Source organism: Amycolatopsis sp. NPDC004169 (genome assembly GCF_040610315.1).
GTDB lineage: Bacteria > Actinomycetota > Actinomycetes > Mycobacteriales > Pseudonocardiaceae > Amycolatopsis.
In genome coordinates, this window is record NZ_JBEXMD010000009.1 from 79,726 (window position 1) to 104,847 (window position 25,122).

General features: G+C 74.2%; 18 protein-coding genes. 14 read left to right on the top strand and 4 right to left on the bottom strand.

Annotation, left to right across the window (positions count from 1 at the left end):
- Nucleotides 1-34 precede the first annotated feature (34 nt).
- From ABZX11_RS14625 to ABZX11_RS14635, 3 genes are all read right to left on the bottom strand, one after another.
- Nucleotides 35-3,100 (bottom strand): amino acid adenylation domain-containing protein, encoded by a 3,066-nt coding sequence (locus ABZX11_RS14625; RefSeq protein WP_354913203.1) that lies wholly within the window; start codon nucleotides 3,098-3,100, stop codon nucleotides 35-37.
- A 74-nt stretch (nucleotides 3,101-3,174) separates the two neighbouring features.
- A complete protein-coding gene (locus tag ABZX11_RS14630; RefSeq protein ID WP_354913205.1) occupies nucleotides 3,175-4,476 on the bottom strand; it encodes an MFS transporter in 1,302 nt (433 codons plus the stop codon).
- Nucleotides 4,477-4,784: 308 nt separating this feature from the next.
- The gene (locus ABZX11_RS14635; RefSeq protein WP_354913207.1) at nucleotides 4,785-6,302 is read right to left on the bottom strand and encodes an amino acid adenylation domain-containing protein; all 1,518 of its coding nucleotides are present in this window, start codon (nucleotides 6,300-6,302) and stop codon (nucleotides 4,785-4,787) included.
- 191 nt (nucleotides 6,303-6,493) lie between these two features.
- Between ABZX11_RS14635 and ABZX11_RS14640 the strand changes: the two genes are divergently transcribed.
- The 8 genes from ABZX11_RS14640 to ABZX11_RS14675 all read left to right on the top strand — a co-directional run bounded on the left by ABZX11_RS14640 (nucleotide 6,494) and on the right by ABZX11_RS14675 (nucleotide 19,749).
- Nucleotides 6,494-10,753, top strand: coding sequence for a condensation domain-containing protein (locus ABZX11_RS14640; protein ID WP_354913209.1), 4,260 nt, complete (start codon nucleotides 6,494-6,496; stop codon nucleotides 10,751-10,753).
- Nucleotides 10,750-12,408: a condensation domain-containing protein gene (locus tag ABZX11_RS14645; protein WP_354913211.1), complete on the top strand. Its 1,659-nt coding sequence runs from the start codon at nucleotides 10,750-10,752 to the stop codon at nucleotides 12,406-12,408. Before ABZX11_RS14640 ends, ABZX11_RS14645 begins: the two co-directional genes overlap by 4 nt.
- Complete coding sequence (locus ABZX11_RS14650) at nucleotides 12,405-13,166, top strand: thioesterase domain-containing protein (protein ID WP_354913213.1); 762 nt, start codon at nucleotides 12,405-12,407, stop codon at nucleotides 13,164-13,166. The genes ABZX11_RS14645 and ABZX11_RS14650 overlap by 4 nt, the downstream gene beginning before the upstream one ends.
- 3 nt (nucleotides 13,167-13,169) lie before the next feature.
- Nucleotides 13,170-14,507, top strand: coding sequence for a condensation domain-containing protein (locus tag ABZX11_RS14655; protein ID WP_354913215.1), 1,338 nt, complete (start codon nucleotides 13,170-13,172; stop codon nucleotides 14,505-14,507).
- Nucleotides 14,504-15,496 (top strand): 2,3-diaminopropionate biosynthesis protein SbnA, encoded by a 993-nt coding sequence (gene sbnA / locus ABZX11_RS14660; RefSeq protein ID WP_354913217.1) that lies wholly within the window; start codon nucleotides 14,504-14,506, stop codon nucleotides 15,494-15,496. The genes ABZX11_RS14655 and sbnA overlap by 4 nt, the downstream gene beginning before the upstream one ends.
- Entirely contained in the window at nucleotides 15,493-16,533 is a 1,041-nt protein-coding gene (locus ABZX11_RS14665) for an ornithine cyclodeaminase (RefSeq protein WP_176171502.1), read from the top strand. The genes sbnA and ABZX11_RS14665 overlap by 4 nt, the downstream gene beginning before the upstream one ends.
- A gap of 19 nt (nucleotides 16,534-16,552) precedes the next feature.
- Nucleotides 16,553-18,853: a M20/M25/M40 family metallo-hydrolase gene (locus tag ABZX11_RS14670; protein WP_354913219.1), complete on the top strand. Its 2,301-nt coding sequence runs from the start codon at nucleotides 16,553-16,555 to the stop codon at nucleotides 18,851-18,853.
- 428 nt (nucleotides 18,854-19,281) lie between these two features.
- Nucleotides 19,282-19,749: a hypothetical protein gene (locus ABZX11_RS14675; protein WP_354913221.1), complete on the top strand. Its 468-nt coding sequence runs from the start codon at nucleotides 19,282-19,284 to the stop codon at nucleotides 19,747-19,749.
- Nucleotides 19,750-19,764: 15 nt separating this feature from the next.
- Here ABZX11_RS14675 and ABZX11_RS14680 read toward each other — a convergent pair whose 3' ends face one another.
- Nucleotides 19,765-20,373 carry a hypothetical protein gene (locus ABZX11_RS14680; protein ID WP_354913223.1) on the bottom strand — a complete coding sequence of 203 codons (609 nt, stop codon included), beginning with the start codon at nucleotides 20,371-20,373 and terminating at the stop codon, nucleotides 19,765-19,767.
- Nucleotides 20,374-20,461: 88 nt separating this feature from the next.
- On the opposite strand from ABZX11_RS14680, the gene ABZX11_RS14685 reads away from it, so the two are divergent.
- From ABZX11_RS14685 to ABZX11_RS14710, 6 genes are all read left to right on the top strand, one after another.
- On the top strand, nucleotides 20,462-21,166 hold the full coding sequence (locus ABZX11_RS14685) for a flavodoxin family protein (protein ID WP_354913225.1): 705 nt from the start codon (nucleotides 20,462-20,464) through the stop codon (nucleotides 21,164-21,166).
- Nucleotides 21,167-21,169: 3 nt separating this feature from the next.
- A complete protein-coding gene (locus tag ABZX11_RS14690) occupies nucleotides 21,170-22,360 on the top strand; it encodes a cation:proton antiporter (RefSeq protein ID WP_354913227.1) in 1,191 nt (396 codons plus the stop codon).
- 41 nt (nucleotides 22,361-22,401) lie between these two features.
- Nucleotides 22,402-23,046: a sigma-70 family RNA polymerase sigma factor gene (locus ABZX11_RS14695; protein ID WP_354913229.1), complete on the top strand. Its 645-nt coding sequence runs from the start codon at nucleotides 22,402-22,404 to the stop codon at nucleotides 23,044-23,046.
- Nucleotides 23,043-23,273, top strand: a complete 231-nt coding sequence (locus ABZX11_RS14700) for a zf-HC2 domain-containing protein (protein ID WP_354913231.1) — start codon at nucleotides 23,043-23,045, stop codon at nucleotides 23,271-23,273. Before ABZX11_RS14695 ends, ABZX11_RS14700 begins: the two co-directional genes overlap by 4 nt.
- A complete protein-coding gene (locus ABZX11_RS14705; RefSeq protein ID WP_354913233.1) occupies nucleotides 23,270-24,145 on the top strand; it encodes a hypothetical protein in 876 nt (291 codons plus the stop codon). The genes ABZX11_RS14700 and ABZX11_RS14705 overlap by 4 nt, the downstream gene beginning before the upstream one ends.
- 197 nt (nucleotides 24,146-24,342) lie before the next feature.
- The gene (locus ABZX11_RS14710) at nucleotides 24,343-25,050 is read left to right on the top strand and encodes a response regulator transcription factor (RefSeq protein WP_354913235.1); all 708 of its coding nucleotides are present in this window, start codon (nucleotides 24,343-24,345) and stop codon (nucleotides 25,048-25,050) included.
- Nucleotides 25,051-25,122 lie beyond the last annotated feature (72 nt).

Consider the following 25,122-nt stretch of genomic DNA (forward strand, 5'->3'; position numbering starts at 1 on the left):
TTTCCTGCCTGTCGTGGGTGGGGGAGTCCCCCGCTCACGACAGGCAGGCGACTGCCGTCAGGCGCGTGAGCAGCTCGTCGGCCAGGCGGTGGACCCGGGCCGCCGGGAGCAGGTGCGGCCGGTGGGTGAACGCGATCCGGAGCGTCTCGCCCGGGGTGACCAGCAGGCTCAGCGCGTAGTGCGTGTCGTCACTGTGGCGCACGTCGAGGATCCGCGGGTCGTCCAGCAGCAGGTCCGGGTTCTCGAACACCAGCAGCGTGTCGAACTCCGACTCCCACGACGCCAGGCGCCGGATCGCGCCGAGGCCGAGGTGCTGGTGCGGGGCCAGGGCGAGCTGCTCGGCCCGCACCCGCCGCAGCAACGCCCGCACCGGCTCGCGGGGGTCCACGGTCACCACCACCGGCACCGTGTTGACCAGCATCGCCACCAGGCTCTCCACCTCGGGCACCTCGGCCGTCCGCCCGGACACCGTCGTCCCGAACACCGCCGGCCCGCCGCCCGTCTCGGCGGCCAGGACGGCACCCCACAGCGCCACCACGACCGTGTTCAGCGTCAGCCGGTCCGCCCGCGCCAGCGCCACCAGCCGGGCCGTCTCCGCGGCCGGCAGCTCGACGACGTGGTGGGCCGAAGCCGACGTGCCGTCCACCGGCGGGGCGAGCACCGTGGGGGCCACGCCGTCCACTGTGGACTTCCAGGCCGCGGCCGCCGCGTCCCGGTCCTTGGCGCGCAGGACGCGGAACCAGCTGCGCAGCGGCGGCACCGGGGTCTCCGCCGGGGTCAGCAGCTCGCGCACCAGCAACGTCACCGACCAGCCGTCGAGCAGCAGGTGGTGGTAGTCGAGGACCAGGTGCGCGGTGCCGCCCGGCAGGTGGACCAGGTGCAGGCGCAGCAGCGGCGGGGTGCGCACGTCGAAGGGGGTGGCCCTGCTCCGGCCGGCCAGGACGTCCGCCCGGGCCCGCGCCTCGGCCGGGGCCAGCGCCCGCAGGTCCGTTTCGCGCCACGGCAGCTCGGCTTCGCCCACGATCACCTGCAGGGGCTCCGGCAGGCCGGCGACCTCGAACGCGGCGCGCAGCGGGGCGTGCCGGCGCAGGGCCGAGACGGCCGCCGCGCGCAGGGCCGCCGCGTCGACCGGGCCGGCCAGCTCCAGCCGCAGCTGCTCGGTGTAGCTGTCGGTGTCCTGCAGGCGGTGGAACAGGAAACCCCGCTGCACCGGCGTCACCGGCAGGATCTCGGTCAGGCCGGGGTGGACCGCGCGCAGCCGGTTGAGCTGGTGGTGGTGCAGGGCCACCAGCGGCCGCACCGGGATCGCCGGGGCCGCCGCGGCCGCCGCGCCCGCGGCCAGCCGGCGCGGGGTGCCCAGCTCGAAGACCTGCCGGGTGTCCAGCGCCAGCCCGGCCCGCCGGGCGAGGACCACCAGCCGCACCGCGCCGAGGCTGTCGCCGCCGAGGGCGAGGAAGTCGTCGTCCACCCCGGCGGGGACACCGAGGGCGGCGGTGAACGCGTCCACCAGCGCCTGCTGCTCCGGCGTCTCGGCCTCGGCGGCACCGGTCGCGAACGCGGGGGCGGGCAGGGCTTTCAGGTCCACCTTGCCGTTCGGGGCGACCGGCAGCTCGGGCAGGGAAAGCACGGCGGCAGGAACCATGTGCGCGGGCAGCGACCGCACCAGCTCCGCCCGGATCGCCGTGGCGTCCGGGTCCGCGCCGACGACGTAGGCCACGAGCTGCTTGCCGCCGCCTGCCGTCGGCCGGGGCAGCACCAGGGCCTGCCGGATGCCCGGCAGCGCCCGCAGCCTGCCCTCGACCTCGCCCGGCTCCACCCGGAAACCGTTGATCTTGACCTGGTTGTCCTTGCGCCCCAGGCAGTCCAGTTCCCCGTCGGCGGTCCACCGGGCGAGGTCGCCGGTGCGGTACATCCGGTCACCGGGCGCGCCGAACGGGTCGGGCAGGTAGCGCTCGGCGGTCAGCCCCGGCCGCCCGAGGTAGCCGCGGGCCAGGCCGGCGCCCGCGACGTAGAGGTCGCCCACCTCGCCGTCCGGCACCGGCCGCAGGTCCTCGTCCAGCACGTGCACCCGGACGTTCCACAGTGGACGGCCGATGGTCGGTACCGGACTGCCGCCGGACGACCACGTGGTCGCGTCCTGCATTTCGGTGGCGCCGTAGTGGTTGTGGACGCGCAGCCCGGGGTGGGTGCGGAGGAAGCCGCGCAGGGTCTCGCCGAGCACCAGCGGCTCGCCGGACTGGACGATGTCGCGCAGGTCGGCCAGCGCCACCCCGGCCACGGCCGCCGCCTCGCACAGGGACTCGATGAGCACGTTCGGCAGGAACACCTGGTGCACCCGGTGCCGGTCGAGCCAGCGGGCCAGCCGGATCGGGTCGGTGCGGACGTCCTCGGCCGGGACGACCAGGCACTTGGCGTGCACCAGGGCGGCCAGGACCTCGTGCATGGCGAAGTCGAAGCCGATGGCCGAGAGGTTGGCCGTGCGCGTGCCCGGCCCGGTCGCGAACCGGTCGCCGTGCCAGGCCAGCAGGTTGACCAGGCTCGTGGCCGGCATCGCGACGCCCTTGGGGACGCCGGTCGAGCCGGAGGTGTAGATCAGGTAGATCGGGTGCGCCGGGTCCAGCGGGGCGACGCGGTCGGCGTCGGCCGGGTCGGTGTCCGGGAAGTCCCCGAGCGCGAGCGTGTCCCACCGCAGCACCGGAGCCGGGCCGAGGTCGAGGCCGTCCGCCGCGAGCACGGCCACCGGGGCGGCGTCGCCCACCATCACGGCGAGGCGTTCGGCCGGGTACTCCGGGTTGAGCGGCAGGTAGACCGCGCCGGCCTTGAGCACGGCCACCATGGCGACGATCGCGTCCGGCGAGCGGGGCAGGGCCACCCCCACCACCCGCTCCGGCCCGGCGCCCCGTGCGATCAGCAGGTGCGCGAGCCGGTTCGCCCGGGCGTTCAGCTCGGCGAAGGTGAGCACGCCCGTCTCGTCGGCGAGCAGCGCCGGGGCCGTCGGGTGCGCCCGCACGGCCGCCTCGAACAGCTGCGGGAGGGTGGCCGGCGGCACGGCCCTGACCTCGCCGTCGACCGGCCGGGACGACACAGCTGACCCAGTCATGCGGCTCCATCCCCTCGTGGCGGTTTCGTCGATCCTCGGACGGTGTGACCGGGGCGGGGAAGTCGGGGAAACCGCTACTCCCGCAGCCCGCGCAGCAGCCGCGGGCCCAGCACCACCAGCGCCGCGGTCGCCGCCGCCGCGACGAAGAACGGCGCCCGCAGCGAGAACTGCTGGGCGGCGAGCCCGCCGGCGAAGGCGCCGAGCGGGGCCAGGCCGTTGACGAACAGCCGGTAGGCGGCGTTGACCCGCCCGTAGCTCTCCGCCGGGATCAGCCGCAGCCGCAGCGTCGTGCTCACCACCCCGCCCAGCGACGCGGCCGCGCCGACCAGCAGCAACGCGGGCGCCGCCACCCAGGCGTCCGAGGTCAGGGCGGCCACCAGCAGCGGGACCGGGCACAGCGCGAAGGCCAGCAGCAGCGTCCGCCGCGCGCCGATCCGCGCGCTGAGGGCCGGGGTGACCGCGAAGCCGAGCAGGCCGCCCACCGCGATGAGGGCCATCAGCACGCCGTACAGCACCGGGCTGACGTGCAGCACCTCCAGCGCGTACAGGACGGCGATGCCGAGCACGCCGACGACGGCGAAGTTCAGCACCCCCATCAGCAGGCACAGCGACCGCAGCAGGCGGTGGCGCAGCAGCCACCGGACGGCCCCGGCCGTGTCGGCGGCGACCGATCCCCGTGCCGCCGCCGGGGGCCGCGGCACGGGCGGCCGACGGCGGCCCAGCGCCATGATCAGCAGCGCCGACACCACGAAGCTGACCGTGTCCACCGCGAACGGCACCGCGTACGCCCAGGCGAACAGCAGCGCCGCGATGGGCGTGCCGATGAACTCGGTGGTGACCATCTGGCCGCCGAAGAGCAGGCTGTTGGCCGAGTCCAGCGACCGCGACCCGGCCACGTCCGGGGTGATCGCCTGCGACAGGTTGTCGGCCAGCGTGTCCAGGCAGCTGAGCAGGAACGCCGTGCCGACCAGCACCGCGATGCCGGTCCCGCCGAGCACGGTGACCAGGGTGAACGCGCCCATGGTCGCGGCCCGGCCCAGTTCGCAGAGCCACAGCGTCCGCACCCGGTCGAACCGGTCGACCACCACCCCGGAGAACGGGCCGACCAGCAGCCACGGCAGCTGCCCGGCCACCGTCACCAGCGCCACCGGGAGCGGGTCACGGGTCAGCACCGCGGCGAAGAGCGCGAAGGCGGCGAACCGCACACCGTCGCCGAGGCCGGAGATGGTGGTGGCGCTCCAGAGGTACCAGAACCGCAGGTCCGGCCGCTTCGCCGTGGTTTCGGTGGCGGGCTCGGTCGAGGCCGGTGGTCGTGTGGCGGAACCGCTGGGGCTGTCGGGGTGCGGGGTGGAGGTTCCGGGTTCGGTGGTGGCCATCGCCTGGGTGGGGCGGGGAGCGTGGCCGGGTCGAGTCGGCCGGTTCGCCGTGGTTCCGGTGGCGGGCTCGGTCGAGGCCGGTGGTTGCGTGCCGGAACCGCCGGGGCTGTCGGGGTGCGGGATGGAGGTTCCGGATTCGGCGGTGGCCATCACCCGGGCGGGGCCGGGAGCGCGGCCCGGTCGAGTCGGCCGGTTCGCCGTGGTTCCGGTGGCGGGCTCGGTCGAGGCCGGTGGTCGCGTGGCGGAACCGCCGGGGCCGCCGGGGCTGTCGGGGTGCGGGGCGGAGGTCCCGGATTCGGTGGTGGCCATCACCCGGGCGGGGCCGGGAGCGCGGCCCGGTCGATCTTGCCGACGGCGGTGAGCGGGAACTCGGCCAGCCACACGAACACGGCCGGGATCATCGCCGGCGGCAGCTGCCCGGCCAGCGTCCGCCGCAGTGCCGCGACCGGCAGCTCCGGCGCGCCCGCCGCGCGGGTCAGGTAGGCCACCAGCCGGTGCCCGCCGCCGGGTGCGGGCCGGGCCACCACCAGCGCCTGGGCGATCTCGGGCCGCGCGGCCAGCGCGGCCTCCACCTCGGCGGGTTCCACCCGGTGGCCGCGGATCTTGACCTGGTGGTCCAGCCGGCCGAGGAAGTCCAGGACGCCGTCCGGCCGCCACCGGGCCCGGTCCCCGGTGCGGTACAGGCGTTCCCCGGCGCGGGCGGGGTGCGGCACGAAGCGTTCCGCGGTCTGCGCCGGCCGTCCCTGGTAGCCCCGCGCCAGCTGGCCACCCCCGATGACCAGCTCGCCGGTCACCCTGGGCGGGCACGGCACGCCCGCCGGGTCGAGCACCAGGATCTCCGTGCCCGGGACGGGCCGCCCGATCGGGATGGGGTCGGCCGCACCCGGCGCGACCTCGTGCAGGGTGACCGCGATCGTCGCCTCGGTCGGCCCGTAGAGGTTGTACAGCGCGGCACCGGGCAGCACCTCGGCGAACCGGGCGGCCAGCTCGGCGTTGAGTTCCTCGCCGCCGCAGATCACCGTGCGCAGCGCGGCCGCCCGCTCGGCGGCCCGCGGTTCGGCCAGGAAGTGGCGCAGCAGCGAGGGGAAGAAGTCGCACGCGGTGACGCCGTAGTGGTCGTGCACGTCCAGCAGGTAGGCCGGGTCGCCGTGGTTGAGCGGCTCGGCGAGCACCAGCCGTCCGCCGCTCATCACCGGCACCAGCAGCTCCCACAGCGACGGGTCCGACGCCAGCGGCGTCTTGTGCAGGACGACGTCGTCCGCGCCGAACCCGAACCGGGTGCAGAGCCACCCCAGCTGGGTCGCGAGGGCCTCGTACGGCACGACCACGCCCTTCGGCGTCCCGGTCGACCCGGACGTGTAGACGACGTAGGCGGCACCCGCACCCAGGTACGGCACGTCCGGCCGCGTGGCCGGGAAGTTCGCCCAATCCGCGTGCAGCGCCTCCACCGGAAGGGCGCCGTCCAGCGGGAGAGCGCCGGAAGTGAGCGTCACCGCGGGCGCCGAGTCGGCCCGGACGTGGGCCAGCCGGGCGGCGGGCAGGTGCGGGTCGAGCGGCACGTAGACCGCGCCGGCCTTGAAGACGCCGAGCAGCACGGCGATCAGGTCGAGGCCGCGGTCGAGGTGGACGCCCACCCGGTTTTCGGCGCCGACGCCCTTGGCCCGCAGCCAGTGGGCGATCCGGTTGGCCGACTCGTCGAGCTCGCGGTAGGTGCGCGACACCGCTTTCAAATCGGTGTCGGCGAGCACCGCCACCGCGTCCGGGGTCTCGGCGGCCCGCTGCTCGACCCACCGGTGCACCGGCTGGATCCCTGTCCGGAGTGACATGTCCGCCTCTCGTGTCCGGGGTCGGTGGCCAGCGTCCCGGCGGCGCGGCCCGGGGCGCCAGTCGGGGAAACGACCCCGGGCCCGGCGGCGTCCGGGACGTCACCGACTACCGCCGTCCGGTGGGCTGGGAAGGATGGGCCCCACCGATGTTCGTGCGCGGGATCTCTTCGGAACGAAGGTGGTTCGACTCCATGGGGAACGACTGGCTCAGTCCGGAGCAGCGCAAGCTCCTGGACCGGATGCTCGACGAGGAGGGCGTCGACCGCGGGGAGTCCCCGATCGTGGCGCGCGGTGGCGACCGGTCGGCGCTGCCGCTGTCGTTCGCCCAGGAGCGCATGTGGTTCTTCCACCGCCTGCAGCCGGCGTCCACGATGTACAACATCGTCGGCGCGGCCACCCTGCGCGGGCACACCGACCCGGCCGTCCTGCAGCGCTGCGTCGACGAACTGGTGCGGCGGCACGAGGTGCTGCGCTCGACGTTCCACCTCGTCGACGCCGGCACCTCGGTGCAGCGGGTCAACCCGCCCGGCCCGGTCCCGATGCCCGTCGCCGACCTTCGCGAGCTCGACCCGGCTGCCCGTGACGAAGCCGTGCGCGCCCGGTACGCCGAAGAAGTCGACCGCCCCTTCGACCTGACGAAGGACCTGCTGCTGCGGCCGGCCCTGCTGCGCGTGGCCGACGACGAGCACCTGCTGCTGCTCAGCCAGCACCACATCGCCACCGACGGCTGGTCGCTCGGCATCCTGCTGCAGGAACTGGCTTCCCTGTACGACGCCTACGCCGCGGGCCGGCCGCCTGCGCTGCCCGAGCCGGAGCTGCACTACGGCGACTTCGCGCTGTGGCAGCAGGACTGGCAGGCCACCGGCGCGCTCGACGAGCACCTCGAGTACTGGCGCACCCGGCTCACCGGCGCGCACGCACTTGACCTGCCCACCGGGCGGCTGCGGGTCGCCGACCGCAGCTGGGACGGCGGCATGTGCGAGGTGCACGTCCCGGCCGAGCTGGTCGGCCGGCTCACCGCGCTGGGCGAGTCCGAGCGGGCGACCCTGTTCATGGTGCTGCTGACCGCGGTGTCCACCGTGCTCTCGCGGTGGACCGGGCAGCAGGACCTGGTGGTCGGCGTGCCGGTCGCCAACCGCAACCGCAGTGAGATCGAGTCGATGGTCGGCAGCTTCGTCAACACCCTGCCGATGCGGGTGGAGCTGACCGGCGAGCCGACCTTCCGCGAGCTGCTGCGCCGCTGCCGCCAGGAAGCCGTGGACGGGTACGCCCACCAGGACGTGCCGTTCGAGAAGATCATCGAGGAGATCAACCCCGAGCGGGAGGCCAGCGCGCACACCCCGCTCATCCGGCACATGCTGGGCCTGCACAACACGCCGTGGCAGGAGCTGCGGGTGCCCGGGCTCGCCGTGGACATCCTCACCCTCGACACCGGCAAGGCCCGGTTCGACCTCGAGTTCGAGCTGACCCCGGCCGACGACGGCGCCATCACCGGGCAGCTGTGGTTCGCGGCCGACATCATGGACGAGCCCTACGTGCGGCGGCTGCTGGATTCGGTGTACGCGGTGCTCGCCGCCGCGGTCGCCGACCCGGACACCCCGGTGTGGCGGCTGCCGCTCGGTGTCACCCCCGTCGAACCCGCGGCCGGCGAAGTCCCCGCGGCTCCCGTGGCGCCCCCGGTGGACGTGGTGCCGAGCCGCGCGGAGGTCACCTCGCTCGCCCGGGACCTGCGTGACCACCACGGCGTGACCGAAGGCAGCGTGGTCGCGCTTTGCCTGCCGCACAACGCGGAACTGGCGGTCGCGCTGCCCGCCGTCCTCGCGGCCGGGGCGGTGGCGCTGCCGCTGGACCCGGGCCTGAGCCGCGCCGAGCTCACCGCGGCGATCACCGAGGCGGCCGCGGAACGGGTGCTCACCACCGCGGCCCTGACGGACCGGTTCGGGGACGCGGCCGTCGACGTGGCCACGCTCGGCTCCGCCGGCACGGACCCGCTGCCCGCGCCGGAGGCGGCCGCGGTGTGCCTGCGTTCGCGGGGCGGCACGCTGACCACCCACTCCGCTGCCGACCTGATGGCCCGGGCCCGCACGCTGGCGGACCGGTTCCCCGCCAGGACGATCGCCGTGTCACCCGGTGCCAGTCCCGATCTGCTCGTCACCGCCCTGCTGTGGCCGGGTGCCACGGTGGTCTTCGGCTCCGGGCAGGCGGACCTGCTGCTGACCACCCCGGCGCATTTGTCCACTTCGGACATCAGCGCGGCCCGCGTGCTGAGCACGGGCGAGCCGTTGTGGCCGGACGCCGTCGCGGCGTTCGCCCGCGCGTTCCCCGGGAGCGAGCTGGTCAACCTGTACTCCCTCACCGAGGTGGGCCCGGTGGCCGCGCACGTGGTGGACCCGGCCGCCCCGGTGCCGTCCGGCCGGATCCCGGCCGGCACCCCGCTGGGCGCCCGGCCGCAGGTGCGCGACGAGCGCGGCGAACCCGTCCCCGACGGCGTGGCGGGCGATCTCCACGTGTTCGCGTCCGGTGTGCTGGTGCCCACCGGCGACCGGGCCCGCTGGAACGTCCGGGGCGAGCTGGAGGTCCTGGGCAAGCCGGCCGGCCGCACCTGGGTCGACGGACGACCGGCCGAGCTCGGCGACGTCGTCGCGGAGCTGACCGCGCACCCGGCGGTGTCCCGTGCCCACCTCGCCCGCACCGAGGCGGGCGAACTCGTCGCGCACGTCGTGCCCGAGACCGCTCCGGTGGCCGGCGACGGCGGCCGCGAGCGGTTCGTCCAGGACTACCTCGCGCGGGACCCGGAAAGCGACCCGCTGCTCAACCTCACCGGCTGGCGGAGCCCGGACAGCGGCGCGGACCTGCCCGCGGCCGCGCTGCGCGAGTGGCTCGACGGCGGCGTGCGGCACATCCTGGACACCGGACCGCGGCGGGTGCTGGAGATCGGCTGCCGCAACGGGCAGCTGCTGTTCAAGCTCGCTCCGCGCTGCGACGCCTACCGGGCGACCGAGCTCTCCGGGCGCGCCCGCCGCTCGATCGAGCGGCAGCGCGACCGGCTCGCCGCCAAGGCCGGCGTCGTCGAGCTGGCCGACCTGCCGCCCGACGACCTCACCGGCCTCGGCGGGGACTTCGACACCGTCGTGGTCAACGGGCTGGCCGGCTACTGCCCCGGCCCCGCCTACCTCGAGCGCATCCTCGCCGAAGCGGTCCGGGCGACCCGGCCCGGCGGCACCGTCTTCGTTTCCGACGTGGCGGACCTGACCGCACGGGAAGCAGCGCACCTGGCCGCCGAAGCCGCCCGGCTCCCGGTCGGTGCGCCCGCGTCCCGGCTGCGGGAGGCGCTCGCCCGGCGGGCCGCCACCACCGGCGGCCTGGCCCTGCACCCGGACTGGTTCCGCGCGGTGGCGACCCGGCTGCCCGGGGTGCGGGACGTCGCCGTCCTGCGCCGGATCGGGACGCACCCCAGCGAGCTGACCCGGTTCCGGTTCGACGTCGTCCTGCACGTGGCAGGCGAGGACGACCCGCTGCCGCCCGTGCGGGAGCTGGACTGGGCGGACGTCACCCGCGAAGGACTCGCCGACGCGCTGGCCGACGGACCGGACCTCGTCGTCCTGCACGGCATCCCGGTGGCCGGCCTGACCGGGGTGGCGGCGGCGCTCGCCCGGCTCGCCACCGCGGACACCGCCGGCGAAGTGCGCACGGTCCTCGACGCCCCCGACGCCGGGGTGGACCCGGCCGAGGTGGTCGCCACCGCGGCCGGGCTGGGTTTCGACGCGGCGGCCGGGCCGTCCGGGGGCGGGTTCGCCGAGCTGACCGTGGCCCTGCGCCGGCAGGGGAGTGCCGCGGCGCCGCTGTCGCGGGTGCTCGCCGCGGCCGTCACCGCCGGCGCGTGCCCCGGCCCGCTGACCGGGGACACCGCCTTCGCCGAGTGGGCCAGGACCATGCCCGCGGTCGTCCGCGGCTGGCTGCGGGACCGGTTGCCGCTCAACGCCGTTCCCGCGTCGGTGGTACCGGTGACCGCGTGGCCGTACCGGCCCGACGGCTCCACCGACACCGCCGCCTTCACCGCGCCGGCCGGGTCGGCCCCGGAGTCCGAAGTGGACTCCGGAGAGCCGCGGACCCCCACGCAGAAGACCGTGCTGACCATCTGGTCGGACATCCTCGGCGTCGACCACATGGGGATCAACGACGACTTCTTCGCGCTGGGCGGGCATTCGCTGATGGGTGCCCTCGTCGTCGACCGGCTGCGCGAGGAGTTCGCCGTCGACCTGCCGCTGGGCCAGCTGTTCCAGACCCCCACCGTCGCCGAGGTCGCCGAGTACCTCGACGGCCGCGGCGCCCCGGGCCCGGAGGCGGTGCCCGGAGAAGCAGCGCCGGCCGCGCCCATCCGCGCGCTGGACCGCTCGGCACACCGCCGCAAGCGGCCGGCGTCCTCCCGCGCACAGGAGCGGAGCCGATGACCGACCTCCAGGAAGAAGAGCAGGACGTCTTCGTCGTGCCCACCTCGTTCGCCCAGCAGAGCATGTGGCTGGAGAACGAGCTGGACCCCGGCCAGGCCACCTACCACGTGGTGGCCGCCGTCCGGCTGGCCGGCGAGCTCGACCGGGACGCGCTCGAACGCGGCCTCAACACCGTGGTGGCCCGGCACGAGGCGCTGCACACCGTGTTCGAGCTCGACGACGACGGCCCGGTGCAGGTGATCGGGGCGCCGCCGGTGCTGACCATCGGCGTCACCGACGTCGACCCGGCCGGCGCCGAGGCCGCGGTCGCCGCCGAGGTCCGGGTGCCGTTCGACCTCGAACGGGGCCCGCTGGTGCGGCTGGCGCTGCTGCGCACCGCGCCCGAGGAGCACATCGCCGTGCTCACCATGCACCACATCGTCACCGACGGGCTCTCCTCTGCGATCTTCGTCGCCGAGCTGGCCGCCTGCTACGTCGCCTACCGCGAGGGGCGCGAACCCCCGCTGCCGCCACTGCCCATCCAATACGCCGACTTCGCCGTGTGGCAACGGGAAAACCTGACCGGCGCCAAGCTGGAGGCGCTCCGGGCGTACTGGGCGGACAGCCTCGCCGGGGCTCCCGCGCTCACGCTGGCCACCGACCGGCCGCACCCGGCCGTCCCCTCGGCCGACGGCGCCACGCACGTCTTCGCGGTCCCGGCCGCCCTCGTCGACCAGGTCGAGGCGTTCGCCAGGGCGGAGCGCGTCACCGCGTTCATGGTCTTCCTCGCCGCCTTCGACGTGCTGCTGGCCCGCTACAGCGGCCAGCGCGACATCACCGTGGTCTCCCCGATGGCCGGGCGGGTCCGGCCGGAGGTGGAGAACCTCATCGGGTTCTTCGTCAACCCGCTGCTGCTGCGGGTCGACCTCGGGGACGCGCCTTCGGCCCGCGACCTCGTCGCCCGCGTGCGGGCCGCCTGCACCGGGGCGTACGAGCACCAGGAGTTCCCGTTCGAGCTGGCGCTGGAGATCCTGCGGGAGGATCGGGGTGCCGCCGCCGGCACCCCGCAGGCGCAGGCGATGCTGGTGCTGCAGAACCAGCCCCCGGTCGACCTGCGGGCCGCGGGCCTGGCCTTCGAGCCGCTGCGGGCGGACACCCGCACCGCGGGCTACGAGCTGGCCCTCGACCTCGAACCGGACGGCACCGGGGCGTACCGGGCCTTCCTGGAGTACGCCCGGGACCTGTTCGACGAGGCCACCGCGGTGGAACTGGCGGAAGCGTTCGTCGATGTCCTCGCCTGCCTGGTCGCCGACCCCGACGCCGCGGTGGACCTGACCGCCGTGCGCGAGCCACCGCGGGCACGGCCCGCCGAGCCGCAGCCCGAACCCGCCGAGGCCGCCTACCGCGCCCCGGAAACGCCGATCGAGCTCGAGCTGCAGGAGGTGTTCGGCGAGCTGCTGGGCGCCGAGCGGGTGGGGCTGGACGACGACTTCTTCGTGCTGGGCGGCGATTCGCTGTCGCTGATCCAGCTGCGCAACCGGATCCGCGAGCGGTTCGGCGTGGAGTTCCGGGTCCGCGACCTGACCACCCGGGTCGACATCGCCACCCTGGCCCCGATGGTGCTGCAGCGGATGCTCGACCAGGACCCTGCGGCGTCGGTGAAGGAGGACTCGTGACCGCCACCCGCGCGCCCCGCCGTCCCCGGTGGTTCCTGCGGGAACCCGCCCCGGACGCCGGGGTCCGGCTGTTCTGCCTGCCGTACTCCGGCTGCGGCGCCAGCATGTACCGGCAGTGGCCGGCCAGGGTCGCCGACATCGAGCTCTGCCCGGTGCAGCTGCCGGGGCGGGAGAACCGGATGCGGGAGGAACCGTTCTCCTCCTTCGGTTCCCTGGCCGAGACGCTCTGCGACGCCCTCGCGCCCTACCTCGACCGGCCGTTCGCCTTCTTCGGGCACTGCAGCTCGGCCCTCGTCGCCTACGAAACCGCGCTGCGGCTCCAGCGGCGCGGCCTGCCGGTGCCCACCCGTCTCTTCGTGTCTTCCCAGGTCGCGCCGCACAAGGGCCCGCACGGGCGGTTCCTGGAGATGTCCGAGGACGAGCTGCGCGCGGAGGTCGTCACGCTGATCACCGAGCTCGGCGGCGTCCCGCGCCCGGACATGGTCGACCTGAGCCTCGAGGTGCTGCTGTCCGATGTGGACGCGCACAAGGCGTACGGGGTCAGCCCGCCGGACCCGTTGCCCTGTCCGGCTTCCGTGCTCGGCTGGGACGCCGACGTCGAAGTCCCGCACGAGCTGCTCCACGACTGGTCGGACCTCGGCGAGACCTCGTTCCGGCTGCTGCCCGGGCCGCACTACGGGTTCATCCCCGGTCCCGACGCGCTGCTGCGCGCGTTCGCGACCGACCTCGGCCGCACCCACCAGCCGCAGGGCGGGTGAGGCGTGGGACCCGCTGAAACGACTTCGCGCGCCGAGCTGGAAGCCGCCTTGCTGCGCCGGCTGCGCGGCAAGGACCAGGGCATCCCGCGCCGGCCGCGCCCCGCCGGGCCGGCCCGGTTCCCGGCGTCCGCGGGACAGGCCGCGGCGTGCGTCAAGGCGTGGCGCGACCCGGCGCGGCCGGACCGGATCGTCCTCAGTGGACTCCGGCTGCGCGCCGCGCTGGACGTGCCCGCGCTCGAGCGCGCGCTCGCGGCCGTGGTCCGGCGGCACGAGACGCTGCGGACGACGTTCGAGCCGGACGGCGACGACGTCGTCCAGGTGGTCCACCCGGCGATGGACGTGCCGGTGACCGTCGTCGAAGCCACCGAGGACGACTTCGCCGCCCAGACCCTGGCCGCCCTGGAACCGGCGATGGACCTGCGCACCGGCCCGCTGCTCCGGTTCCGGGTGCTCCGGCTGGCGGCCGACGACCACATCGTCGTCGTGGTGCTGCACCACGTCATCGCCGACGCCCGGGCCACCGAGGTGCTGCTCGCCGACCTCGCCGAGGCCTACCTCGGCGGCGACCTGGCGCCCCTGCCGATCCAGTACGCCGACTACGTGCTGTGGCAGCGGGAGCGGCCCGCGGCGACGGCCGGGTACTGGCGCACCCGGCTCGCCGGCGCGACGGCCGTCCCGATCCCGTCGGACTCCCCGCCGTTCGACGGGCCCGCGCACCAGGGCGACCTGCACACTGCGGCCGTCCCGGACGCGCTGTTCGCGCGGCTGCGCACGGTCGGCCGGGCGCACGGCGTCACGGTGTTCGTCACCGCGCTCGCCGCGTTCCAGGTGCTGCTCGCGCGGCTCGGCGGCGTCCGGGACGTCGCCGTCCCGGTCCCGGTCGCGGTCCGCGACCGCGCCGAGGTGGAAGGGCTCATCGCCGACTTCTCCCACCCGATGGTGAGCCGGCTCGACCTGGCGGGCGACCCGTCCTTCGAAACTCTGCTGGCCACCGTGCGGGACCGCTTCGCCGAGGACCTCGACCACGCCGACGTGCCCCGGGAGCTGTTCGACCACCTCGAGTTCGGCGTCGACCGCGAGACGGCGACCGACGGGGCCGGGCCGGCCCTGGAGCCCCTGCCGCCGCGCTGGCCGTACGCCGAGCGGCCGCTCACCGTGCGCCTCGGCCACGACGACGAGCACGCGACGCTGTACGTCACCTACCGTTGCCGCGACTTCTCCCGGCAGCGCGCCGCCGACCTGGCGGAGGATTACCTGACCGTGCTGGCCGGCTGCCTCGCGGACCCCGGCGCGAGCCCGTTCGGCCCGGGCGCCCCCGCCCTGCGGATCGGCTGCCGATGACCCGCATCCACCGCGACGCCACCGAGCTCGTGTTCGACGACGTGTTCCTCGAACTGCCCGACGTCCTGCCCGGCAGCCGGGTCATCCTCAAGATCGAGGGCCTCAACCCGGCCGGGTCGATCAAGTTCAAGACCGCGCTCGGCCTGGTGGACTCGGTCGAGCGCGACGGCAGGCTGCGGCCGGGCGGGCGGATCGTCGAGTCGTCGTCCGGCAGCCTCGGGGTGGCCCTGAGCCTGGTCTGCGCCCAGCGCGGCTACCGGTTCACCTGCGTGGTCGACCCGGTGACCAACCCGCAGGCGATCGAGCACATGCGGGCCATGGGCGCGGACGTGCTGACCGTGCGCGACCGCGACGAGAACGGCGGGTTCCTGGCCACCCGGATCCGGCTCATCGAGCGGCTGCTGCGCGAGGACCCGGACCTGGTGTGGGTGAACCAGTACGCCAACCCGGCCAACCCCGGCGTGCACGCGCGGCTCACCGCGCGCTCGATCCTGGCCGCCGTGCCGCACGTGCACTACCTGTTCGTCGGGGTCGGCACGGCCGGCACGCTCATGGGCTGCGTCGAAGCCTTCCGCCGGGCGTCCCCGGCCACCCGGATCATCGCCGCCGACTCGGTCGGCTCGGTCACCTTCGGGCAGGCGCCGGGCCCGCGGCACATCCCCGGCCTCGGCACCAGCAGGCACCCCGAGATCTGCGACCCGACCGCACCCGACGACCTGGTCCGGATCCGCGAGATCGACACGATCCGCGAGTGCCGCGAGCTGTCGCGCCGCATCGGGCTGCTCGTCGGCGGCTCCACCGGCACGGTGGTCCGGGCCATCCGCGGCTACGCCGAGCGCATCCCGCCGGGCAGCACGGTGGTCGCGATCTCGCCGGACTTCGGCGACCGCTACCTGAGCACGATCTACGACTCGGACTGGGTCGAGCGGACCTACGGGCTCAGCCCGGCCGAGCCCCTGTCCCCGAGCGAAACGGTGATGAGGTCATGAGTTCCTGGCTGACCGGCGCACTGGCCGAGCCCCGGCCCGAGTCCCTGCTCTTCCTCCGCCGCGACGAGGTCGTCGAGTGCCTGGCGGACTGCGACCCGGTCGGCGTCGTCCGCGACGCCCTCCTCGCCCACGGCGCCGGGGACACGACCCTGCCCGGCGAGGCGTACCTGGCGTGGCACAACGGGAAGGGCGCCTACACGCGCTCGATCGGCATGCCCGGCGCGGTGGCGGGCCGGGACTTCGGCATGAAGATCATCAACGCCAGCGTCACCAACCCGGAGCTCGGCATGGAGCGCGCGGGCGGGCTCGGCCTGTGCTTCGACTCCGAAACCGCGCGGGTGACCACGGTGATGGAGGTCGGGGTCCTCAGCGCCGTGCGCACCGCGGCGGTCAGCGCCCTCGCCGTCGACGCGGCCGGCTACGGCGCCGCCGAGCGGGTCGGTGTCGTCGGCTGCGGCACCCAGGCCCGGCTCCACCTGGCCCTGCTGCTGTCCCGCACGGACACCGTCACCGACGTCACCCTCTTCGACGAGCGGACCGCCGCCGCGGAAGCTCTGGCCGGGTCGCTGACCGCCCGGCACCCCGGGCTGCGGGTCACCCTCGCCCCGGGCGTCCCGGAGGCCATGGCGGGCCGTGATGTCGTCTTCTTCCTCACCACCGCGTCCGAGGGCTACGTCCGCGAGGAGTGGATCGCCCCGGGGGCGCTGCTGGTCAACGTCTCCCTCGGCGACCTGACCGACGAGGTGCTGATCGGCGCCCGCGCGCTGTACATCGACGATCTCGAGCTCATCGTCGAGAACCCGCGCCGTCCGCTGGGCCGGCTGATCGGCGAGGGCCGGATCGCCCCGGCCGCCGCCGCGGGGCCCTCGGTCACCGCGACGATCGCCGAACTGCTGGCCGAACCGGCCAAGCCGGTCGAGGAGGGCTACGTCGTCGTCAACCCGTTCGGCCTGGGCGTGCTGGACGTGGCGCTGTTCGCCGAAGTCCGCGCCCAGGCGGAGAAAGCCGGCCGGGGCCAGCGGCTCCGGCTCCTGTGAGGAGCCCACCCTGACCACGGTGAAGGAACCCGATCCCCGGTTCGCCACTCCCGACGAGCGGCCGGTTGTGCGTCGGGCGTGGCCCGCGTGGGCCGCCGGTGCGCTGGTCCTGCTGCTCGGCGTGCTTTCCGTGCTGCAGAGCGCGATCGCGCCCGCGCCGCGGCCGTCGAACGCGCCGGCGGCCGGCTTCTCGGCGATCCGGGCGCAGGCCGAGCTGGCGCAGCTCGCCGAGCAGCCGCACCCGGCCGGGTCGGCCGCCAACGAGCAGGTCCGGGACCGGCTGGTGGTCCGGCTCACCGAGCTGGGGCTGCGGCCGTCGGTGCAGCGGGCGGGCGCGGGGGACGGCGGGCGCACCTACGGCTGGGTGCAGAACGTGTCCGCGACGCTGCCCGGCACCGCGCGGGCGGGCCGGGTGCTGCTGGTGGCCCACTACGACTCGGTGGAGATCGGCCCCGGCGCCACCGACGACGGCGTGGGCGTGGTGACTCTGCTGGAGATCGCGCGGGCGCTGACCTCGGGACCGGCCCCGCGGGCCGACGTCACCTTCCTGTTCACCGACAGCGAGGAAGCCGGGCTGCTGGGCGCGCGGGCGTTCACCGAGGCGGGCCTGGCCGGGGACCCGGCGCGGGACGTCGTGCTGAACCTGGACGCCCGGGGCACGACGGGCCGGACGATCATGTTCGAGACCGGGCCGCACAGCGCCGCGCTGATGCCGGCGGTGCGGGCCGGTACGCCGCTGGCGACGTCGCTGTCCCGCGAGGTGTACCGGCTGCTGCCGAACGACACCGACTTCACGGTCTTCCGCGGCGCGGCCCACACCGGGCTGAACTTCGCGATGATCGACGGCAGCGCGCCGTACCACTCCGAGCTGGACGACCTGTCCCATGTGGACCCGGCGAGCCTGCAGGACATGGGGAACACGGTGCTGGCGGCGACCAGGACGCTGGCGGACGGCGTCCCGGCACTCACCGGGGAGGCGGAGTACTTCACGGTGTTCGGCTTCCTGGTGAGCTACCCGGCCGGAGCGGTCCTGCCGCCGGCGGCGCTGGCCCTGCTCGCGGCGGCCGCGGCGGTGTGGTTCGCCCGCCGCCGCGGCCGGCTGCGCCTGGCGGCGTCGGCGCGGTACGCGGGCGCGGCCCTGCTGGTGCCGGTGGCCGGGGCGGCGATCGGCTGGCTGGCGTGGCAGGCGCTGCTGCTGGCCGACCCGGGCGACGGCCGCTTCCTCGGCGGCGACCCGTACGACCCGGTGCTCGCGCGGGTCGGGCTGATGCTGCTGGTGCTGGTGGTGTCGGCGTTGTGGCTGCTGTGGCCGGCCCGCCGGGCCCGCCCGGCCGAGGTCGCGGCGGGTGGGACGGCGATCCTGGCGGTGCTCGCGGTGGCGACCGCGCTGCTGCTGCCGGGGGCGGCTTATGTGTTCACCTGGCCGGCGTTGGCCCGGGCTGCCGGGCTGGCGGTGACGGCCTGGTTGCCGCCGGAGTCGCCGTGGCGGGCCGCGGTCACCTGGTTGTCCGGCGTGCCGTTGGTGGTGCTGGTGGCCCCGCTCGGGTGGCTGCTGTTCGGCACGGTCGGGCTCGCCCTGGCGGCGGTTCCGTTGCTGCTGCTGGGTTTGGCGGCGGTGACGGTGGTCCCGGCGTGGCGGACGCCGCCGTCCACCCGGCCGGCGCTGGCGGTGGCGGCGGTCGTGGCACTGGCCGGGACGGGCCTGGTGGTGGCCGGCGCCGCGGCCGACTCGGGCGACCCGGCCCAGGCGAGCTTGGTGTACGCGCTGGACGCCGACCGCAACCAGGCGCTGTGGGCGACCGAGGGCGACGGATCGGGCGCGTGGGTGGAGCAGCGCGCCCCGCACGACGATCCGGGGCTGGAGCAGCGGTTCCCGGGGTTGTCCGGCTCGGAGGGGATCCGCAGTGGCCCGGCCCCGGTGGTCCCGGTACCGGCGGCCACGGTGAAGGTCGTGGGCGAGACGGCAACCGGTGACGCTCGCCGGGTCCGGCTGCGGATTTCGGTGACGGGCCGCCCGACGCGGGTGGTGCTGTACGCCGCGGGCTCGGTCGTCCAGGCGGCGGTCGGGAATGCGACGTTCCCGGGCGGAACGAACCGGCCGTCCACGGAGAGCGACTGGCGCTGGGGGCTGACGCTTTCCGCACCACCGCAGGAGGGGGCCGAGGTGACGCTCACGGTGCGAGGGCCGGTCCGGCTGTCGGTGGTGGCGCAGAGCGCGGAGTTCCCGCTGTCCGCATTGGACAGTCCACGACCGGGGTCGGTGCGGTGGGGAGGCTATGCGAGCGGCCTGACCTTCGCGGCGCGGTCGTACCGGATCTGAGCCGGGCCGGTCAGCGAGCGGTCCGGCTGCCGGCTGTGATCCATCGGATCGGAAGCAAGAGCGCGACGATCCGCAGTCCACGGCGAGCCGCGTTTCGGCGCCCCGAGACACGATCGAGGGACGCTTCGTAACAGCACTCGGGCAAAATTCGATGGGTGTACCGACGACCACTCCGTTTGTCCAGTCGCGAGGAGCGCGGTGAATTCGGGTACCACTGCGATCATTGTCGCGGGTCTCAGCATCGTCGTGATCGGCATCGGTCTCCTGGTTGCCGCCACAACCCACGGCGAACTGCTGCTGCGAAGGGTTTTCCACCCGCGCACCGGTTCGCCGATTCCCCACGGAGCATGGTCGGCACTCCGCGTGCTGGGCGTCTTGGCTGTGGTGATCGTGATCCGACACCGACGACCTCGTCGACGGCGTCGTCCGTGCCGACCACGTCGTCGCCGACCCGAACCCCGACCGAGGAACCCTCCGAGATGTTCCTCTCCGACATCAAGGTCGGCGACAGCCGCGGGTTGAACCAGAACCCCGCCCTCACCTTGGATGGCACTTTCTACCCGGACAGCATCGAAGTCGGGTGCATTTTCGGCATGGGGAAGACGCTGGCACCGTTCGCAGTGGGCGGTTACCGCACTTTCGACGCCACGATCGGCGTGAACGACGCCGATCCGTCACCGGAAGTCCAGCAGGAGATCCCGTGCACGTTGAAAATCCTGACCGGCACGAAAGTCCTGTGGCAGGACACGGTCAAGCCGTCCGAGGTGAAACACATCTCCTTCCCGTTGCAGGGAGCTGCGCGGATCAACATCGAATGCAACCTCAACGGGCCGGCCAAGGGGTACAACGTCGGCCGGTACCCGCTCGGATTCGGCTCGGCCAAGATCGTCCGTTGACCGGCGCTCGCCTCATCACAAAGCGGTGCGGCCTTCCTCGAAGAACGCCGCGATCGCGGCCGCGTCGCCGAGCTCCGACACCGCGCGTGCCGCGCCGAAGGGTGCGTTCCAGAAGCCGCCCTCCCGCGGGGTGAACGGACCGACGTAGGCATACGGCTCACCGACGTACCCGTCGCCGGGGGAGACCCCGTAGTTCACCTCCGCCACCGAGATCGCGACGTCGAAGTGCTCGGGCCACAGGATCGGGACCGACTCCGGCGCGAAGGCCCGCAGCGCGCGGTCGCCCTCGGTGAACGCCCGCACCAGCGCGGCCAGCACGTCGGCGGCGAAGACGATCGGCTCGTCCGGCCGGATGCCCGGACCCCCGGAATAGACCCCCGCCGGGGCGCCCGCTTCGATCCCCGCCTCCGCCGCGACCTCGGCGTACGTCCGCCCGGCCAGCCGCAGGCGGGTGTCACCGGCCACCAGCTCGGCACCCTCGACGCGCAGCGCGGGCCCGGCTGCCGTGGCGAAGCCGCCGTCGGTGACCGACAGGTCGATGCGGCCCGTCGCGCGGTGCTGGGGGCCGGCCAGCAGCAGCTCGGCCACGCCGTGCAGGGACCTTCGGGTCGGTTCCCAGTCCATCCGAACTCCTCGTGTAACGCCCGGGCCGGTTCCGGGCACTGAGCCTGCCGTCGAAGCAGTGTGCCCGAACTCCTCCGAAAGGACGACCATGCCGACCTACGACGACCTGCGCGCCCTGTTCCTCAACGGCACCCTCAAGCGCTCGCCGGAGCCCAGCAACACCGACGGCCTGATCGACGTCAGCCGCGGGATCATGGAGAAGAACGGCGTCCGGGTCGAGGTGCTGCGGGCGATCGACCACGACATCGCCACCGGCGTCTGGCCGGACATGACCGAGCACGGCTGGCCCGCCGACGCCTGGCCGGCCATCTACGAGAAGGTGCTGGCGGCCGACATCCTCGTGCTCGCCGGGCCGATCTGGCTGGGGGACAACAGTTCGGTGATGAAGCAGGTCATCGAGCGGCTGTACGCGTGCTCGCACCTGCTCAACGACGCCGGCCAGTACGCCTACTACGGCCGCGTCGGCGGTTGCCTCATCACCGGCAACGAAGACGGTGTCAAGCACTGCGCGATGAACGTCCTCTACAGCCTGCAGCACCTCGGCTACACCATCCCGCCGCAGGCGGACGCGGGCTGGATCGGCGAAGCCGGGCCCGGACCGTCCTACCTGGACCCGGGCTCGGGCGGCCCGGAGAACGACTTCACCAACCGCAACACCACGTTCATGACGTGGAACCTGCTGCACCTCGCCCGGATGCTCAAGGACGCCGGCGGCATCCCCGCGCACGGCAACCAGCGCAGCGAATGGGACGCCGGCTGCCGGTTCGACTTCGCCAACCCCGAATACCGCTGAGCCGTGCCCGGCGTCGGCTTCGTCAACCTGTTCGCGGTCGCGGCCATCGCGCTCGCCGCGCCGCTGCTGCTCGGGCTCGTGCCGAAGCTGCGGGTGCCGGCCGTGGTGCTGGAGATCGGGGCCGGGATCGCGCTCGGGCCGTCCGGGCTCGGCTGGGTGCAGCCGGACCTGCCGGTGCAGATCGCCGCCCTGCTCGGGCTCGCCTTCCTGCTCTTCCTGGCCGGGCTGGAGATCGACGTGCACCGGCTGCGCGGGCGGGCGCTGCGGGCCGCGCTGCTGGGATACGTCCTGACGCTGACGCTCGGGCTCGCCGCCGGTGCCGGGTTCGCCGCCGCCGGGTGGGTGCGCAGCCCGCTGCTGGTCGCCGTGGCGCTCTCGGCGACGTCGCTCGGCCTGGTCGTGCCGGTGCTCAAGGACGCCGGGCAAGCCGAAAGCGGGCTCGGGCAGGCGGTCATCGCCGCCTCCTCGGTAGCCGACTTCGCCGCCGTCCTGCTGGTCTCGCTGCTGTTTTCGGCCTCCGGTGGCAGCACGGGCGCGCGGCTGGTGCTGCTCGCCGCGTTCGGCGGGCTGGTCGTCGTGACCGCCGCCGTGATCGCGCTGGCCGGCCGGTCGCGCCGGCTCGGGGCGACCCTGGTGCGCCTGCAGGACACCACGGCCGAGATCCGCGTCCGCGCGGCCGTCGCGCTGCTCGTCGCGTTCGTGGCACTGGCGGAAACTTTCGGCCTCGAAAGCATTCTCGGGGCGTTCCTGGCGGGCGCGGTCGTCGGCCTGCTCGACCGCGACTCGGCGTCGCACCCGCGGTTCCGGGTCAAGCTGGACGCCATCGGGTACGGCTTCCTGGTGCCGGTCTTCTTCGTCACCAGCGGCCTGCGCCTCGACCTGTCCGGGCTGCTCGCCGACGCGGCCGCGCTCGCCAGGGTTCCGCTGTTCCTGGCCGCGCTGTTGCTGGCCCGCGGGGTCCCGGCGCTGCTCTTCGCCCGCGAATCCGGGCTGCGGCAGGCGATCGCGGCCGGCCTGCTGCAGGCGACGTCGCTGCCGTTCCTGGTGACGGCCACCCAGATCGGTGTCCTCACCGGACTGATGACGCCGGTGACCGCGGCCGCGCTCGTCTGCGCCGGGCTGCTTTCGGTGCTGGTGTTCCCGGCCGCGGCACTGTCGCTGCTGCGGCCGCGGGACCGGGCGGCCGTAAGATGACCGTCACCTGTTTCGCCCGTGCCGGCGCTTATATTCGTCCGGTGAGCCAGCTCCCGCCGGACACCGAACTCGTCGCCGCGCTGCGCGGCGGGGACGACGGCACCTTCGCCGCCGTCCTCGACGCGTGGTCGGCGTCGATGCTGCGCCTGGCCCGCTCGTTCGTCTCCACCCACGCCTCGGCCGAGGAAGTCGTCCAGGACACCTGGCTGGCCGTGGTCAAGAGCCTCGACGCGTTCGAGGGGCGCTCGGCGTTCAAGACCTGGGTGTACCGGATCCTGGTCAACACCGCGAAAAAGCGCGGTGCCGCCGAGCACCGCAGCATCCCGTGGGCCAGCCTCGCCCCCGACGGCGAGGACCGCGGGCCCACCGTCGACCCGGCCCGCTTCCGCGGGCCCGGCGACCGTTACCCGGGCGGATGGCGGGAGTTCCCCGCCGCGTGGCCGTCACCGGAAGGCACCGCGCTCGCCCTCGAAGTCCGGCGGGTGATCGCCGGAGCGCTCGACGAGCTGCCCGCCCGCCAGCGCGCTGTCATCAGCCTCCGCGATGTCGCCGACCACAGCGCCGACGAGGTGTGCGAGCTGCTCGAAATCACCGCGGCCAACCAGCGGGTACTCTTGCACCGCGCGCGGGCCGTGGTGCGGGAACGGCTCGCGGAATACCTGGGCGCCGAGGGGAAACCGGCATGACGTGCGAAGAGTTCGTCGAGCTCGTCACCGCTTTCCTCGAGGGAGCGCTCGGCCCGGAGACCGAGGCCCGTTTCGTCGAACACCTGGCGCTGTGCGAAGGCTGCGAAACCTACCTCGACCAGTTCCGCACGACGATGACGGAACTGGGCTCGCTCCCCGCCGAGACGCTGTCACCCGAAGTCCGCGACAGCGTCCTCGGCGCCTTTCGCGATTGGCACGCCCGATGAACACTTCCCGAACGTCCTTTGGAGACTCATCCGCCGACCGCGTCCGCCCCGCGACGCGGGTGCTCGCCGTGGTGATCGTGCCGTTCCTGGTGGCGGCCTTCGTCATCTGCTACCTGGTGCCGACCCGGACGGCGCAGCTGTTCGCCTGGGGGATCAAGCCGCCGTTGACGGCAATGCTGCTGGCGGCGGTCTACCTCGGCGGAGCGTTCTTCTTCGTCCGCGTGGCGACGGCGAAGCGCTGGTCGGAGGTCGCGCTCGGCTTCCCGCCGGTGGCGTTGTTCGCGTCCCTGCTCGGCGTTACGACGGTGCTGCACTGGGACCGGTTCAGCCACGGTCACGTTGCGTTCTTCGCCTGGGCCGGGCTGTACTTCGCCGCGCCGGTCTTCGTGGTCGTGATCGCGGTCGTGAACAGCCGGGCGGCTCGCCAGGCGGTGATCGCCGCGGAACCACGGCTGCCGTCGCCCGTCCGGATCGTGCTGGGCGTGACCGGGCTGGCCGAACTGGTGGTGGCGGCGGGGTTGTTCGTGCTGCCGGGCGGGGTGGGCGGTCTGTGGCCGTGGGCGGTGACGCCGTTGACAGCCCGCACGTTGGCCGCGGTGTACGCGCTCGGGTTGGCCAACGTCCTGATCGCGGTGGACGGCCGGGCCGCGCGGGTGCAGATCCAGCTGGAGGTGCAGACGGTCATGCTGACCCTGATCGCGATCGCCGTCGTCCTGCGGCGCGGGGACTTCGCCGCGGGACCGGGCGCCGGGTACGCGTTCGCGGGCATCGTGCTCGCCGAGCTGGCGGTGGTCACGGTGGGGTTGGTCGGCATCGCGCGCAGGGGAGCGGCCGCGGCGCGGCTGGGGCACGTCGGAGGTCACCGGGTGTAGCACGCCTTCCGGGGTGGTTCACCCGGTTGCCCGGTCGGTGCGTCTCCGCGCTGACCGGCGGTTGGTGAAGTGGTCCTTGAACCTTCCTTGAGTACCGCGCGACACGCTCGCCTGCGGTCGGAAGCAGGACCCACCCACCATGACCGACGAAGAACGGCCGTGCCGTGGGCACGATACTTTTGCGACTGGGGAGCGAAGTGGCATTCGAGCGCGAACACCGCACGGCGGGACCGGAAACCGAGGTCCTGCTGGCCGAGCAGTGGCCGCTGAACCGGGCCGAAACGAGACGGAAGCTGGAGCAGGACCCGGCGCTGCGCGTGTCGGCGGAGGTCGAGTCGCTCGTGTCGCTGAGAGGGGTCGTGCGTGCCGTGTCGCCGTCGGCGGTCGTCGTTGCCGTCGATCTGCTCGGTAGCGGGGACGAAGCCGCGCTGGCCGAACTCGCGGTGCCCGTGCTGCTCATCGGCGAGCAGGACGACGGCGACCGCGTCGCGCGCCTGCTCTCCCCGCGCGTGCGGGGGTTCGTGTGCCGATCGGACGGCGCGTCCGAACTGGCCGGCGCTGTGCGCGCGGTGGCCGCCGGCCAAGCCAGCCTGCCGCCCGCGGTGGCCGGGAAGCTGCTGGACACCCTCGTGCGGAACCCGCCGCGGCCGGCCGTGTTCGACCAGCTCACCCAGCGGGAGCAGGATGTCCTGCAGTACATCTCGCAGGGGCTGACGACGGCCGAGATCGCCGCCGAAATGGTCGTGCAGACCAGCACGATCAAGTCGCACATCTACCACCTGCTGCAGAAGCTGCGGGTGCGGGACCGCACGCAGGCCGTCGCACTGGCCTACCGGTCGGGCATCGTGCACGTGCCCGCGCCCCGGTTCGCCGACCGTGGGGACGTGCCGCTGCCGTCGGTGTGAGAAAGCGTTTTCGATGGCCGGGCACGTTCGTGTCCGGCCATCTCATTCGTTTGGCGGAGAACAGGACAGGGG

What these genes read in the sequence shown, in the direction of transcription:
- ABZX11_RS14705 (WP_354913233.1), top strand. Translation starts at nt 23,270, where the DNA reads ATGAACACTTCCCGAACGTCCTTTGGAGACTCATCCGCCGACCGCGTC.
- ABZX11_RS14685 (WP_354913225.1), top strand. Translation starts at nt 20,462, where the DNA reads ATGCCGACCTACGACGACCTGCGCGCCCTGTTCCTCAACGGCACCCTC.
- ABZX11_RS14630 (WP_354913205.1), bottom strand. Translation starts at nt 4,476, where the DNA reads ATGGCCACCACCGAACCCGGAACCTCCACCCCGCACCCCGACAGCCCC.
- ABZX11_RS14640 (WP_354913209.1), top strand. Translation starts at nt 6,494, where the DNA reads ATGGGGAACGACTGGCTCAGTCCGGAGCAGCGCAAGCTCCTGGACCGG.
- ABZX11_RS14635 (WP_354913207.1), bottom strand. Translation starts at nt 6,302, where the DNA reads ATGTCACTCCGGACAGGGATCCAGCCGGTGCACCGGTGGGTCGAGCAG.
- sbnA (WP_354913217.1), top strand. Translation starts at nt 14,504, where the DNA reads ATGACCCGCATCCACCGCGACGCCACCGAGCTCGTGTTCGACGACGTG.
- ABZX11_RS14700 (WP_354913231.1), top strand. Translation starts at nt 23,043, where the DNA reads ATGACGTGCGAAGAGTTCGTCGAGCTCGTCACCGCTTTCCTCGAGGGA.
- ABZX11_RS14645 (WP_354913211.1), top strand. Translation starts at nt 10,750, where the DNA reads ATGACCGACCTCCAGGAAGAAGAGCAGGACGTCTTCGTCGTGCCCACC.
- ABZX11_RS14625 (WP_354913203.1), bottom strand. Translation starts at nt 3,100, where the DNA reads ATGACTGGGTCAGCTGTGTCGTCCCGGCCGGTCGACGGCGAGGTCAGG.
- ABZX11_RS14680 (WP_354913223.1), bottom strand. Translation starts at nt 20,373, where the DNA reads ATGGACTGGGAACCGACCCGAAGGTCCCTGCACGGCGTGGCCGAGCTG.
- ABZX11_RS14665 (WP_176171502.1), top strand. Translation starts at nt 15,493, where the DNA reads ATGAGTTCCTGGCTGACCGGCGCACTGGCCGAGCCCCGGCCCGAGTCC.